This is a genomic window from Holophagales bacterium, from assembly GCA_016719485.1.
Lineage (GTDB): Bacteria > Acidobacteriota > Thermoanaerobaculia > UBA5066 > UBA5066 > UBA5066.
Genome location: JADJZB010000004.1, coordinates 207,742 through 222,613, shown reverse-complemented (window position 1 = coordinate 222,613; position 14,872 = coordinate 207,742). Strand labels below are relative to the sequence as shown.

Sequence of the window (14,872 nt, the reverse complement as noted above, 5' to 3'; positions counted from 1 at the left end):
CGCCGTCCGCGCCGCCCGGCGGCTGCTCTCGTCGCGCCGGAATTGGTGGACCGGGACCTGCCGCCGAGGCGCGCCCGGATCGCATTTCGCGGAGTATCCAGAGCGACGAAGGCCCTTGCCCGGTGCTAAAATCACCCGTTGATGACCCGCCGGTTCGCGGCTCCGCTTCCCCGGTTCCCTGGCGCGGAGCGGAGGCGTATCCCGGGCTCTTCCGGGAATACCGCGAACCCGGAGCCCCTCGAAACGACCACCACCCACGAGAGGAGATTCGTCACCCCATGAAGAGTCCGTTCAACCCCTTCGAGATGGCCCAGGCCCAGTTCGACAAGGCCGCCGACGTCCTCGGCCTCGACGCCGCGACCCGCGAGCTGCTGAGGTTCCCGCTCCGCGAGTACCACATCGCGATCCCCGTCCGGATGGACGACGGGAGCGTGAAGGTCTTCCGCGGCTTCCGCATCCAGCACAACGATTCACGCGGTCCCTGCAAGGGCGGCATCCGCTTCCACCCGCACGAGACGGCCGACACGGTCCGCGCCCTGGCGATGTGGATGACGTGGAAGTGCGCGGTCGTCGACATCCCGCTCGGCGGCGGCAAGGGCGGCGTCATCTGCGACCCGCACCACCTGAGCGCCCGCGAGCAGGAAGGGATCTGCCGCGGCTGGATCCGCCAGGTCGCCAAGAACGTCGGCCCGGTCAACGACGTCCCGGCGCCCGACGTCATGACGACCCCGCAGCACATGCTCTGGATGCTCGACGAGTTCGAGGTCATCAACGGCGGCAAGTACCCCGGCTTCATCACCGGCAAGCCGGTCGGCGCGGGCGGCTCCCTCGGCCGGACCGAGGCGACGGGCTACGGCGTCGTCTACACGATCCGCGAGGCGCTCAAGCTCAAGGGCATCGACATCGCGACGACGAAGGCGTCGGTCCAGGGCTTCGGCAACGTCTCCCAGTACGCCATCCGCCTCTTCCAGCAGCTGGGCGGCAAGGTCGTCTGCGTCTCCTCGTGGGACCAGGGCGACCAGACGTCGTACTCCTTCCGCAAGCTCAGCGGCGTCGACGCGGACGAGCTCCTCGGGATCACCGACCGCTTCGGTGGCATCGACAAGTCGAAGGCCACCGGACTCGGCTACGAGGTTCTCCCCGGCGGCGCGTGGATCGAGCAGGACGTCGAAATCCTCATTCCGGCCGCGCTCGAGAACCAGATCACGGGCGAGACGGTCCTGAAGATCAAGCCGAGCGTGAAGATCATCGCCGAGGGCGCCAACGGGCCGACGACGCCCGAGGCCGACAAGGTGATCCAGGAGCGCGGCATCTACGTCATCCCCGACTTCCTCGCCAACGCCGGCGGCGTCACCTGCAGCTACTTCGAGCAGGTGCAGTGCAACATGAACTTCTTCTGGGAGAAGGACGAGGTCCTCCAGAAGCTCGACTCGAAGATGACCTCGGCGTTCCACGCCGTCCACGAGCTCGCGCAGAAGCGCAATCTCTACATGCGCGACGCGGCCTACGTCATCGCGGTCTCCCGCGTGGCCAAGGCCTGCAAGGACCGCGGCTGGGCCTGATCGTTCCCCGTTCCGGGGGAGCCCCGCGGGGGGCTCCCCCGGTTCCCCGGGTGGAGCGGAGCGGGTGCCGGGGTTTTTCTTCCGGGCCGGCACGAGCAAGCGGGACGGAACCGGTGTATGACGCTCCCGCGCCGTCGCGGGCGTGACGGGAGGAGTCGATGAGCGGAGCCGGCAAGTCGATGCTCGACGCCCTGCAGGAGCGGGCCAAGGAGCTGCACTGCCTCTATCGGGTCCACGAGATCTGCGGGAAGGTCGAGTCGCCCCTCGACGAGGCCTTCCACGAGGTGGTCGCGATCATCCCGGTCGGCATGGAGCACCCGGCGGAGACGTTCGTGAGGCTCGCGGTCGGTCCGGCCGTCTACGAGACCCCCGGCGCCGAGAAGACGCCCTGGGTGCTCGCGGCCCCGATCCGGGTCCAGGGCGAGGTCGTCGGCCACCTCGAGGTCTTCTACCGCCAGGCCTTCCCGCCCGCGGACGAGGGACCGTTCCTCAAGGAGGAGCGGCGGCTCATCAACACGATCGCCGAGCTCCTCGGGCAGCTCCTCCTCCAGCGGCGGCTCGCCTCCTCGCTCCACAGGGTCGACGGCGTCGGGCTTCCTCTCCCCGCCGACGCCGGTGACTGGTGGGTCATAACGGACTTCCTGCGCCAGATCGACCGTCCCGGCTACGTGAAGATCGCCCGACGGATGCTCAACTACCTCTGCTGGAGCGGCGTCGAGGAGGCGCAGCGCCTCCTCCCCCGGTTCACGGGGAGCTGGAGTGGCCCGGCGGGGCCGGAGGAGCCGAGCGACGAGAACCGGCCGATGGCCCGGCGCAGCATGGATGCCCTCCTGAAGGTCGCGGAGGAGGTCTTCGAGATCGCCTCGAGACACATGGCCCCGGCGGAGATCCGGTCGAGCATCCAGAAGTGGATCAAGGACAGCCGGTCGGGCTTCCTGGCGGAGGCGCTGGAGAACCAGGGGTCGTCGCTGACCGATCTCGCGCAGGCGCTGACGCGCTTTCAGCACGCCGCGCTCAACGACCGGGAGCTCTCACGATCGATCCAGGTCGACCTGCGCGCCGCGCTCACGCGGCGATTCCTGACAGACCAGCTCCAGTTCGTGGGCGTCGCGAAGAACTTCATCGAAGTGTCCGACTTCCAGGAGCTGACGCGGCGGATCATCTGCCCCACCGGGAGCCACGGGAAGGTCGGCGGGAAGAGCAGCGGCCTCTTCCTCGCCGTGCAGATCGTGAGGAAGTCCGAGGAATACGCCGAGGCTCTCAAGGACATCCGGATCCCGAAGACCTGGTACCTCACCTCGGACGGCGTCATCGACTTCATCGAGTTCAACCACCTCGAGGACCTCTATGACCGCAAGTACCTCGAGATCGACCAGGTGCGGCGCGAGTACCCGCACATCATCCAGGTCTTCAAGAACAGCCAGTTCTCTCCCGAGATCGTCAAGGGACTCTCGGTCGCCCTCGACGACTTCGAGGAGCGGCCGATCATCGTGAGGAGCTCGAGCCTCCTCGAGGACCGCGCCGGGGCCTCCTTCTCGGGCAAGTACAAGAGCCTCTTCCTCGCGAACCAGGGAACGAAGAAGGAGCGGCTGGCGGCGCTGATGGACGCCATCGCCGAGGTCTACGCCTCGATCTTCGGTCCCGACCCGATCGAGTACCGGGCCGAGCGGGGGCTCCTCGACGTCCACGAGGAGATGGGGATCCTGATCCAGGAAGTCGTCGGCTCGCGCGTCGGGCGATACTTCCTTCCGTCCTTCGCCGGCGTCGCCTTCTCGAACAACGAGTTCCGCTGGTCGCCCCGCATCCGGCGGGAGGACGGCCTCGTCCGGATGGTCCCGGGACTCGGGACGCGAGCCGTCGACAGGGTCGGCGACGACTTCCCGATCCTCATCGCCCCGGGACAGCCGGGGCTTCGCGTGAACGTGACGGCCGACGAGATCGTCCGCTACGCGCCCCGGCGCGCCGACGTCATCAACCTCGAGACGCGGCGGTTCGAGACGGTCGAGATGGAGACGCTCCTGCGCGAGGCCGGCAGCAGCCTCCCCGGCATCGAGAACATGGTCTCCGTCTGCGAGGACGGAGGGATCCACCGCCCCATGATGGTCGACTACGAGGCCCAGGCGAAAGACCTCGTCGTCACGTTCGAGGGCCTCGTCACGGGCACGCCGTTCGTGACGCAGATCCGGTCGCTCCTGAGGCTTCTCCAGGAGAAGCTCGACGGACCGGTCGACCTGGAATTCGCCTCGGACGGGAAGGATCTCTACCTCCTCCAGTGCCGGCCCCAGAGCTTCTCCGAAGAGAGCCACGCGGCGTTCATCCCCCGCGACCTTCCGCCCGAGAGCGTCGTCTTCTCCGCGAACCGGTTCGTCTCGAACGGGAGGGTTCCCGAGATCACGCACGTCGTCTACGTCGACCCCGAGGGCTACGCCGCTCTCGCCGACGTCGAGTCTCTGCGCCGCGTCGGGCGCGCCGTCGGCCGGCTGAACAAGGTCCTCCCACGGCACCTGTTCGTCCTGATCGGTCCCGGCCGGTGGGGGAGCCGCGGGGACATCAAGCTCGGCGTCCCCGTCACGTACTCCGACATCAACAACACCTCGGTCCTGATCGAGGTGGCGCGCAGGAAAGGCAACTACGTCCCGGACCTCTCCTTCGGCACCCACTTCTTCCAGGACCTCGTCGAGGCGAGCATCCGCTACCTGCCGCTCTTCCCGGACGACCCCGGGGTCGCCTTCAACGAGCGATTCCTCCTCGAGTCGCCGAACATCCTGGCTTCGGTCGCGCCCGAGTTCGCGGATCTCGCGCGGACCGTGCGGGTCATCGACGTGCCGGCGTCGACGGGCGGTCTCGTCCTGCGCGTGTTGATGAATGCGGACCTCGACAGGGCCGTCGGACTGCTCACACCTCCCGGCTCCGCGGACGATCGGCGGTCGGACGTGAGAGGGAACACCCGGGGCGGGGCGCTCCCCTCCGCCCCGGGCGAGCAGCACCGCTGGCGGATCCAGGTGGCCGAGAGGATCGGGGCCGAGGTCGATGCGGAGCGGTTCGGTGTCAGGGGCATGTGGCTCGTCGGTTCGTCGAAGGACGGCACCGCGGGACCCGCGAGCGATCTCGACCTCGTCCTGCACACCGATGACGACCCGGTGAGGCGCGAGGCTCTGGCGACGTGGCTGGACGGCTGGAGTCTCTGCCTGGCCGAGATGAACTATCTCCGGACGGGCACGAGGGCGAAGGGGCTCCTCGACGTGCACTTCCTCTCGGATTCCGACTTCTCCCGCGGGACGGGCTGGGCCGCGAAGGTGAAGGCCGTGAAGGACCCGGCCCGGCCGCTGCCGCTGCGACGAGCGAAGAGCAGTGCTTCCGGCGCCCCAGAGGGCCGCGACTCGTAGGGTCCGCCGATGCGGTCACCCGTCTGGCTCACGAAGCAAGGTCTCGAAGAGCTCTCGAGGGGCGCGGCCGGCGGCTCCCGGCGGCGCCTCAACAGGAACCTGCACGAGATGGACGACCCCGTCCACCGGCTCCTGAACGCCATCGAGCCGGGTAGCTGGGTCCGCCCGCACCGCCACCTCGACCCGCCCCGCACCGAGACGCTCCTCGTCGTGTCGGGATCGCTCGGCGTCGTCCTCTTCGACGACGACGGGACCGTGACGGACGTGGCGACGCTGGACGCGGGCGGCGGCACCTTCGGCGTCGACCTGGACGCCGGGACGTGGCACGGCCTCGTCGCGCTCGAGCCGGGGACCGTTTTCTTCGAGACGAAGCCGGGGCCCTACGTGGCGCCCGCTCCCTCCGACCGGGCCCCTTGGGCCCCCGACGAAGGGGAGCCGGGCACCGGGGCGGCCGAGGAGGCGCTGCGGCGGCTCTTCGAGCGCGCACGGCCGTAACGGAAGGGAAAACCGGAAAGAGGCCTGCCTGTGTCGGCCACGGGGCCGGCGTGGGGCCGTCTGAGGCATCCCTTGCCGGGTGATGTCGAAAAAGGAAACGGGGGGCTCGAGGCCCCCCGTTTCGCCGCAAACGGTGAGATGGGTCAGTAGGTCAGGCGCGCGCCGATCCGGAGCTGCCAGCGCGAGCGGAGGCTGTTGGTGGAGTAGGGCCGGCCCTCGTCGAGCGCGCCGGAGTTGACGGTGTAGATCGGCTTGCCAGAGGCGGCGTCCATGCCCGAGTAGCTGAGCGGGACGTAGGTCTGGTTGAAGACGTACCGCATGATTCCGGAGTTGCTGTCGATCAGGTTGACGAGGTTGAGGACGTCGAACGTGATCTGGGCCTTGACGACCGTGACGGGGATCTCGAAGTCGTAGTGGAAGTCGAGGGTGTGGGTCCACGGAGCGTCGAGGGAGTTACGCTCGGCGACGCGGCCACGGGAGCCCTCGAGGCCCGACCTGGAGAGGAAGGCGTTCCACTGTTCCTCGGTCGGGGCGCCGGTGCCCCTCCACACGACGTCGCTGTAGTTGTTGGGCACGAAGAGGAGGTCGTTGTTGGTGGCGCCGTCCCCGTTCACGCTGGCGCCGCTCGACCCCATGAGCATCGAGTAGGGCTGACCCGACTGGGCGTTGAAGACGAGCCCGACGTTGTGGGCCACGGGACCCGTCCGGAAGGTCTGGGACGCGACGGCCGTGAAGCGGTGGGGGATCTCGAAGAAGGACCGGGTGAGGTGCTCCGTGTAGATGTCGCCGTTCGTGGTCTGGAACTGCCAGTTCGAGAACGCGACGCTCGAGGTCGCCTCGAAGGCGGCCTTGGCCTTCATGTAGGCGTAGGAGCCGCTCAGGTAGAGACCGAAGGGGAAGTTCTTCTGGAGCTGCAGGGAAATGTTCTGCTGCTCGCCCCGCGACGTGTTCGTGAGGTTGACGACGTTGGAGAAGCTGGAGTTCTTGTTCGCGTAGACCGGGGCGCCCCAGAAGGTCGTGGCGCCGGTCTCGACCTTGTTGATGTTCTGGTAGAAGACGTCCTGCAGGGTCTTCGTGAACATGCCCTCGACGGTCGCCCGGATGCCGCCCGGAAGCTCGCGGTCGTAGGCCAGGGTCGACCGGAGAATCATGGGGAACTTGAAGTCGGGGTCGATGGTGTCGACCGACACGGCGCCCGTGCCGGGGGGGAAATTGATCGGCGGGTTGTACGGATCCGGGTTGAACGGAACGTTGCTGGCGCTCAGGTCGATTCTCTCGATGCCCGTGCCGCCGTAGGCGTTGGAGATCCAGACGTACGGCGTGCGGCCCGCGAAGACGCCGACGCCGCCGCGGATCTGGTCCTTGCCCGACTTGGTGGGCGTCCAGTTGAAGCCGACGCGGGGGGAGATCATCAGCTGGCTGCTCGGCACCTCGGTCGTGTCGATGCCGAAGGCCGTGTCGACGGCCGGGTTGTAGGTCGGCTTGTCGTTGAGGACCGGAACGTCGACCCGCAGGCCGAGGTTCAGCGTGAAGGCGTTGCTGACCCTCCACTGGTCGCCGGCGTAGAGGCCCCACTGCTGGGCGCCGAACTCGGTCGCCCGGCGCGGGTCGGAGCCAGTGGCGTACTTGACCTGGTAGCGGTCCGCGGTCCCGGCCTCGAAGGCGTCCACGCTGCGGAAGAAGTACGTCCCGGTGACGTCCTGGATGAAGATGTTCGAGAAGTCGAAGAACTCGTTGTGGGTCCCGAGCGTGATCGTGTGGTCACCCTTGAGGAGGGTGAAGTCGTCGGTGATCTCGAGGATGTCCTGGTCGAGCCCGTTCGCCCCGGAGGAGCGCTCGGTCCCGGCGAGGAGCTTGTACGTGTTGTTCCCGGTGCAGAACGTGTTGGGGTTGTTGCAGATGTAAACCGAGGGGAACGCCACGGGCACTTCGCGGCTGTCCCGGACCGTCTGGTAGCCGATGCGCCCGACGTTGAACGAGGAAGCGCCGAAGACGCTGTTCACCTGGAGGACCGTGGAGTTCGTCTTGGAGGCGATGGCGTACCCGGCCGTCTCGAAGCCGTAGACGCTGGAGGTACGGGCCGGGGTCACGTCGCGGGCGGCGTCGACGAAGTTGTGGCGCAGCGAGACGTTGTTGCTCTCGTTCACATTGAAGTCGAGCTTGCCGACGAGGAGGTCGCTGTCCGTGTCGCCGTTGTAGTCCCCGAGGGTGCCCGGGTCGTAGCCGTACTTGCTGATCAGGATGTTGCGGAACCGGGCGGCCTCGGCCGGGTTGTTGTAGTTGTTCACTCCCGAACCGTCGGCCGCGCCGCCCGTCGGCTCGGAGCGCCTGTTCATCTCGCCGCTGAGGAAGAAGAAGAGCTTGTCCTTGACGATCGGCCCGCCGAGGCGGGCGCTGAACGTGTCCGAGTCGAACGAGGCGACGGGCCTGTCGAACTCGTCGCCGTAGGCGTTCGGGACCTTGTCACCGACGAAGCTCTCGTTCCGCGTCGAGCCGTAGACCGAGGCCGACCAGGTGTTCGAGCCGCTCCGGGTGATGGCGTTGATGGCGCCGCCGGTGAAGCCGCTCTGCTTGATGTCGTAGGGGGAGACGACGACCTGGAGCTCCTGGACGGCGTCGAGGGAGATCGGCTGCGTGTACGTCTGGCTGCCCGGCGACCCGTAGGTGCCGAGACCGAACAGGTCGTTGTTGACCGCGCCGTCGATCTGGATCGTGTTGTAACGGTTGTTCTTCCCCGAGACGGACATGCTGGAGCCCGCGTCGTCGCTCAGGGAGACGTTGACGTACGGGTTCGTCCGGGCGAAGTCCTGGAACTGCCGGCTGATGGTCGGCAGGGCCGTCATCTGGTCCTCGGAGACGGCCGTCCCCGAGCCCATCCGGTCGGGAGAGATGAGGGGGGCGCTCTCGGCCGTGACGACGAGGCTCTCGGTCACCGACTCGAGGTCGAGCGCGAAGGTCAGCTGCCGGCTCTCGCCGAGGGCGACGTTGATGTCCTTCTGGGTCGACTCGCGGAAGCCGCTGATCGCGGCCGTCACCGTGTAGGGGCCGCCGACGCGGACGTTGAGGATGCTGAAGCGGCCGTTCGCAGCGGTCACGGCGGTGTACCGGGTGCCGGTCGGGACGTGAAGGGCCGTCACGGCGACACCAGGCAGCGTGCTCTGGTCGCTCTTCATGGTCACGGATCCGACGAGGCGTCCCGTCGTCTCCTGGGCTACGCCCACCGTCGCGGTGCCAAGGGCACACGCGATCGCTACGATCGCCAGCACCCAACGTACGTTCATGCGGCTGGAAATTGCCATACGGCTCTGCCTCCTCCTGTTTCTCGTGGGAAAGGTCTCATCCATCGGCGAACTCTATATGAAGAGGATGAGGGGGGAACGAAAAGGAACCTGGAAAGGGAAAAAATTAGCGCACCCCGGAGGCCTTTTTTTCGGGCCCCTCTTAGTCGACTGCCGACTCTATCGGAGGAGGAGAGGGGCGTCAACGCTGGAAAGCTCCGGCGATCGGCGTTGCGACGGCGGCGCACCGTTTACGGAGGCGGCCCGCGGGCTCGGCGGCGGCCACTTCCTTTTCGATCTATCCTCCGCTCGCAAGGAGTGTTCCATGACGACAGTCGACGCGATCACACCCTCCGTCCCGCCGCTCTCCGTCCTGACCGAGTCGGAGCGGGAGATCGCCGAAAGCGTCCACCAGTTCGCCGTCGAGTCGATCGGACCCCGATCCCACGCGATGGACGAGGCCAACCACATCGACGCGGAGCTCGTCCGCCAGTTCTTCGATCTCGACCTGATGGGGATCGAGATCCCCGAGGAGTACGGCGGGCTCGGACAGACGTTCGGAACGTCCATCGCCGTCATCGAGGCGCTCGCCCGCGTCGACGCGGCCTGCGCCGTCGTCGTCGACGTCCAGAACACCCTCGTGAACAACGCGATCCTCCGCTGGGCCTCGCCCGGGCTGAAGAAGACCTACCTGCCGCAGCTCGCAAAGAAGAAGGTCGGCGCGTACGCCCTTTCGGAGGCCGAGTCGGGCTCCGACGCCTTCGCGCTGAAGACGCGCGCCGAGAAGAAGGGGGACCGCTGGGTCCTCAACGGCGGCAAGCTCTGGATCACGAACGGCCTCGAGGCAGAGATCTTCCTCGTTTTCGCGAACGTCGACTTCTCCAAGGGATACAGGGGAATCACCGCCTTCCTGGTCGAATCGGGATGGAAGGGCTTCACGAAGGGGAAGAAGGAGGACAAGCTCGGAATTCGCGCCTCCTCCACGCTCGCTCTCGCCTTCGAGGATCTCGAGGTCCCGGAGGAGAACGTCGTCGGCAAGGTGGGCGAGGGGTACAAGACCGCCATCGAGACGTTGAACGAAGGGCGGATAGGGATCGGCGCTCAGATGATCGGGATCGCGCGCGCCGCTCTCGACTACTCGGCGAAGTACGTCCAGACGCGGGTCCAGTTCGGCAAGCCGATCGCCGAGCACCAGGCCATCCAGCACGAGCTGGCCCGGATGGACATGGAGCTCGAGTGCGCCCGCCTCGCCGTCTACAACGCGGCGCGGCTCAAGGAAGCGGGCCTGCCGTTCGCGCGCGAGGGGGCCATCGCGAAGCTCAAGTCCTCCGAGGTCGCCGAGTACTGCACCTCGAAGGGGCTCGAGCTCCTCGGTGGCTACGGCTACGTGAAGGACTACCCCCTCGAGAAGATGTACCGCGATGCCAAGATCGGGAAGATCTACGAGGGGACGTCGTACATGCAGCTCAACACCATCGCCAAGGACGTCCTGAAGCGAACGGCCTGATCCCCGCTCGATCATTGCTGCACCGCGGCGGCCCCGGCCGCCGCGGTGCCCGGGCGATCCGGACCGGCGGGAGGTAGCATCTCTCCTCGCCGCGAAGGAGGAACCCGATGATCACTGCCGACCCCGGCCGGCGCCGGTCCGTTCTCGACGAGGTCCAGGGGATCCTGGCGCGCGAGGCGCCAGCCGAGGACCGCGACCTGCTGCTGTCGCTCGCCCCGGTGGTCTACGCCGACCTGCCCGACGCGATGGCGCTGGGGCTTCCGCCGGACGCGGTCGCCGCCCGGATCCGGGAGTACTTCCGCTTCGTCGTCCGCACGATGCCTCCCGCGCACCAGCTCTATCGGGGTCTCCCCGGGATCCACGTGGTCGCACGGGGCCTGACGGAGGCGGAGGCCCGGACGACCGGGAGCACGCACGGCGGCCAGTACGAGATCTCGGTCATCGAGACCCACACGCCGGACGCCCCGTTCATCTTCGAGAGCCTGAAGAACTTCTTCATGAGGGAAGGTCTCAGGGTCTTCTCGGCGATCCACTCCATCTTCAGCGTGAGGCGGCAGTGGGAGAGGATCAGCGCGATCGGCGGTCCGGGCGAGGACGGGAGCAAGGAGCTCCTCTGCCACTTCCGCGTCGAGAGGATCGAGCAGAAGGACCGGATGCGGCGGATCGAGCACCAGATCCACTCGCTCCTGCGCAGCGTCTTCCTGGCCGTCGAAGACTTCGGGGAGATGACCCGGTACCTGCGCGAGCAGAAGGGGCGCCTCCGTCACCGCCGGGGAGCGCCCGGCGGCGAAGCCGCCGCCCGGGAGTTCCTCGACTGGCTCGTCGACGAGAACTACGTCCTGATGGGTGTCCTGAGGTTCCGGCGCGGCCCGGACGGTTTCGAGCCGGACTACGACACGGCCCTCGGCACGATGCGCGAGCCCGCGCTCCTGAACGTCGTCTTCCCGGGCGTCATGGACGAGGAGCAGAGGCACCTCGCGATCCAGGACCACGACGACCGGATCGTCGACATCGACTTCCGCAACAACGCGAGCGCCATCCACCACCTCGAGCCGGTCGACGACATCGTCGTGAGGGAGTGGGGCGAAGGCGGTCGCCTCGAGGCCGCGACCCTTCTCCTCGGCCGGCTCGCCAAGAGCGCCTTCACCGCGAAGGCGGAGTCGATCCCGCTCCTCAGGGAGAAGCTCGCCTGGCTTCTCGAGAACTGCGGCGAGGCGAAGAACTCGCACGTCTACCGCGCGACCCGGGCCTTCTTCAACCACTTCCCGAAGCGAGAGCTGTTCTATTCCGACGCCGCGTCGCTCAAGGAGATCATCGACCGGCTGATCCACATCTCGAGCGACGACGAGATCGTCACCTCGGTCCGGCAGGGCCCCGGGTACAGTGCGGTGAGGATCGGGTTCTCCCAGGGACGGTGGTCGTCGAAGACGGCCAGCGACCTCAGGGAGGCGCTCGGACGGCAGTTCGGACCGGTCTCGTTCAGCTCCGCGGCCGACTGTGGCGCCACGACGCTCGTGGTCCACTACTTCGACGCCGGCAGCCTCGAGCATCCCCTGGAGGAGGACCGGATCCGGGACCTCACGGCGGGCGTCATCTCCACCTGGGAGGACCAGGTCGCGGGCGCGCTCGAGCAGGCGTGCGGGGCGCTCGAGGGACGACGGCTCTACAAGCGCTACGTCCGCCAGGAGAGCCGCAGCGGGCTCTACCGCGAGCTCACGCCGCCTTCCGAGGTTCCGGGAGACGTGCGGCTCTTCGAGGCGCTCGAGGGGCGGCTGGAGATGGGGATCGTTCCCGACTCCGCCGAGAAGGTCGTCCTGAAGGTGATCTCTCCGCGGCCTGCGGGCCTCACGGAGACCCTCCGGACGATCAAGAACCTCGGGCCCACGGTGGTCGAGGAGATGAGAATTCCGCTGCTCCTGCCCGACGGCAAACGGGCCTGGATGGAGCGGCTCGGCATCGAGGCGGACCCGGCGATGATCTCGGAGATCCACCGGCAGCCGGAGCGGCTCCGCGACGCCCTTCGGGCGATCTACGAGGAACGGGCGACGGACGACCCGCTCAACGCGCTGGTTCTCCTGGAAGGCCTCGGTTGGCGCGAGGTGGAGGTGCTCCGGACGCTCCGGAACCACCTTCTCCAGGTCCGGCCCAGCTACAACGTCGAAACGGTCACGACGGTCCTCGTCCGCAACAGCCGGGTGGCGGGCGCCCTCTGGCGGCTCTTCGACGCCCGGTTCGATCCGCAGAAGGAAGGGGACCGCGCGGACGCGGTCGCGAAGGCGGAGGCGGTCGCCGCGAAGGCGTTCGCGGCCGTCGGGAGCCTCTTCGACGACGAGATCCTGCGGGGCGTCGAGAACCTGGTGCGCGCCGCCGTCAGGACGAACACCTACCAGAGCCCCGAGCGGCCCGTCCTCGCGATCAAGGTCGACTGTGCAAAGGTCGACGCGATGGTCTCCCCGCGGCCCCTCTTCGAGATCTACGTCCACTCACGGCTTCTCGAGGGGATCCACCTGCGGGGAGGAAAGGTCGCGCGAGGGGGCATCCGCTGGAGCGACCGGCACGACGACTTCCGGACCGAGGTCCTGGGCCTGATGAAGACCCAGATGGTCAAGAACTCGGTCATCGTCCCCGTCGGCTCGAAGGGGGGCTTCGTCCTGAAGGGCGACGTGCCGCCGCGGCCGGCGCTCGACGCCTACCTGATCGACAGGTACCGGGAGTTCGTCTCGGGCCTTCTGGACGTCACGGACAACCTGGTGGACGGCATCGTCCTCCACCCCCCGGAGGTCGTGAGGCACGACGAGCCCGACCCGTACCTCGTCGTCGCAGCCGACAAGGGGACGGCGCACCTGTCGGACACGGCCAACCGCGTCTCGACGCAGTACGGATTCTGGCTGGGCGACGCCTTCGCTTCGGGCGGGAGCAACGGCTACGACCACAAGAGGGAGGGCATCACGGCGCGCGGGGCGTGGGAGTGCGTGCGGCACCACTTCGGGAACCTGGGGCTCGACGTGCAGTCCGAGCCCTTCACGATGGCCGGCATCGGGGACATGTCGGGCGACGTGTTCGGCAACGGTGTGCTCCTGAGCCGCACGGCGCGGCTCGTGGCCGTCTTCAATCACGTGCACATCTTCCTGGACCCGAGCCCCGATCCGCAGGTGAGCTTCGCCGAGCGCGAGCGCCTGTTCCACCTGCCGCGCTCGACCTGGCGGGACTACCGGCCGGACCTGATCAGCGCCGGCGGGGGGGTCTTCGACCGCGCGGCGAAGTCGATTCCACTGAGCCCCGAGGTGCGTGGCATCCTGGACCTCTCCCAGGAGGCCGCGAGCGGCGAGGAGGTGGTCCGCGCCATTCTCCGCGCCCCGGTGGACCTCCTCTACAACGGCGGCATCGGCACGTACGTGAGGGCCTCGGCCGAGGAGGATTCCGAGGTCGGGGACCGGGCCAACGACCGGGTTCGCGTCAGCGCGAACGAGGTGCGGGCCCGGGTCCTGGCCGAGGGGGGGAACCTCGGGCTGACCCAGCGGGGCCGGATCGAGCTCTGGACGAAAGGTGTCCTCTTGAACACCGACGCCGTGGACAACTCCGGCGGCGTCGACATGTCGGACCACGAGGTGAACATCAAGATCCTCATGGATCTCCTCGTGCGCCGCGGCGTCGTTCCGAATCGGACGGACCGCAACCGGATCCTCGCGGAGATGACGGACGAGGTCTCGCGGCTCGTCCTGGCCGACAACGCGAGCCAGGCGCGGGCCCTCACGCTCGACGGGCTGCGCAGCGCGAGCCGCTACGAGGAGTTCGTCGGGCTCGTCGAGGAGCTCGTCGCGAGCGGGGTCATGAGGCGCCGCGACGACGCCGTACCCTCGAAGGACGAGCTCCTCGCGAGCCCCGCGCGCGACCGCGGGCTGCCGCGGCCCCTGCTCTGCGTGATGCTCGGGCACGTCAAGAACTGGGCCTCCGCGCGCCTCGTCGCCTCACCGCTGCCCGACAGCGAGGTCGCCGAGCCGTTCCTGCCCGCCTACTTTCCGACGCCGATGCGCACGGCGTACGCCGAGCACCTTCGGCTCCACCCCCTGCGCCGCGAGATCATCGCGACGGCCGTCGTCAACCACCTCGTGAACGAGGGGGGCGTCTCGCTGCTCCACCGATTGATGGCCGCGAGCGGCCGCGAGATCGGCGACGTGGTGCACGCCTGCCTCACCGTCGAGCGCGCCGCGCGGGCGGACGAGGTTCGCCGGAGGATCGAGGGCGCCGGACTGAGCGTCGCGGATCGACACCTCCGCCTGGTCGAGGTCTCCGACACCCTCGAGGAGGCGACCCGAGACGCCCTGGCCGGCCAGACCCGGGACGTCGAGAAAGCGCTCGACCCCATCCGGGAGACCCTCGGCCCGGCCCGCTGAGTCCGGGCCACCCGCCAGTCCGCTCTGGGCCGGTCCGGATGCCCTCGGGGTCCGGACCGGCCCGGGAATGGGAACGGGACTTTTCTTCGGGCGCGCCCGGCGGCGCGCGGAAGAGTAGAATCCCACGGGGCAGCTCACTCCCGACGAGCGGGCCCGAGCGGGGCAAGATGGTGGCGTTTCTGCTGGACCATCGGGTACTTCGCGTGACCTTCCCGGGGCTCGCCACGGGCTCCCAAGGTGGCCGGTCGCG

At 68.1% G+C, this 14,872-nt stretch carries 6 protein-coding genes; 5 read left to right on the top strand and 1 reads right to left on the bottom strand.

Annotated features, from left to right (window positions below):
- Positions 1-278: 278 nt before the first annotated feature.
- The 3 genes from IPN03_03980 to IPN03_03970 all read left to right on the top strand — a co-directional run bounded on the left by IPN03_03980 (position 279) and on the right by IPN03_03970 (position 5,443).
- Complete coding sequence (locus IPN03_03980; GenBank protein MBK9372890.1) at positions 279-1,562, top strand: Glu/Leu/Phe/Val dehydrogenase; 1,284 nt, start codon at positions 279-281, stop codon at positions 1,560-1,562.
- Positions 1,563-1,720: 158 nt separating this feature from the next.
- Complete coding sequence (locus tag IPN03_03975) at positions 1,721-4,948, top strand: nucleotidyltransferase domain-containing protein (protein MBK9372889.1); 3,228 nt, start codon at positions 1,721-1,723, stop codon at positions 4,946-4,948.
- A gap of 9 nt (positions 4,949-4,957) precedes the next feature.
- A complete protein-coding gene (locus tag IPN03_03970; GenBank protein MBK9372888.1) occupies positions 4,958-5,443 on the top strand; it encodes a WbuC family cupin fold metalloprotein in 486 nt (161 codons plus the stop codon).
- Positions 5,444-5,586: 143 nt separating this feature from the next.
- Here IPN03_03970 and IPN03_03965 read toward each other — a convergent pair whose 3' ends face one another.
- Positions 5,587-8,616: a carboxypeptidase regulatory-like domain-containing protein gene (locus tag IPN03_03965; protein MBK9372887.1), complete on the bottom strand. Its 3,030-nt coding sequence runs from the start codon at positions 8,614-8,616 to the stop codon at positions 5,587-5,589.
- A 430-nt stretch (positions 8,617-9,046) separates the two neighbouring features.
- Between IPN03_03965 and IPN03_03960 the strand changes: the two genes are divergently transcribed.
- Positions 9,047-10,228 carry an acyl-CoA dehydrogenase family protein gene (locus IPN03_03960; protein ID MBK9372886.1) on the top strand — a complete coding sequence of 394 codons (1,182 nt, stop codon included), beginning with the start codon at positions 9,047-9,049 and terminating at the stop codon, positions 10,226-10,228.
- Between the two features lie 107 nt (positions 10,229-10,335).
- Positions 10,336-14,622: an NAD-glutamate dehydrogenase gene (locus IPN03_03955; GenBank protein MBK9372885.1), complete on the top strand. Its 4,287-nt coding sequence runs from the start codon at positions 10,336-10,338 to the stop codon at positions 14,620-14,622.
- Positions 14,623-14,872 lie beyond the last annotated feature (250 nt).

Coding starts and splice junctions, on each gene's coding strand:
- IPN03_03965 (MBK9372887.1), bottom strand. CDS start 8,616: ATGAAGAGCGACCAGAGCACGCTGCCTGGTGTCGCCGTGACGGCCCTT.
- IPN03_03975 (MBK9372889.1), top strand. CDS start 1,721: ATGAGCGGAGCCGGCAAGTCGATGCTCGACGCCCTGCAGGAGCGGGCC.
- IPN03_03970 (MBK9372888.1), top strand. CDS start 4,958: ATGCGGTCACCCGTCTGGCTCACGAAGCAAGGTCTCGAAGAGCTCTCG.
- IPN03_03960 (MBK9372886.1), top strand. CDS start 9,047: ATGACGACAGTCGACGCGATCACACCCTCCGTCCCGCCGCTCTCCGTC.
- IPN03_03955 (MBK9372885.1), top strand. CDS start 10,336: ATGATCACTGCCGACCCCGGCCGGCGCCGGTCCGTTCTCGACGAGGTC.
- IPN03_03980 (MBK9372890.1), top strand. CDS start 279: ATGAAGAGTCCGTTCAACCCCTTCGAGATGGCCCAGGCCCAGTTCGAC.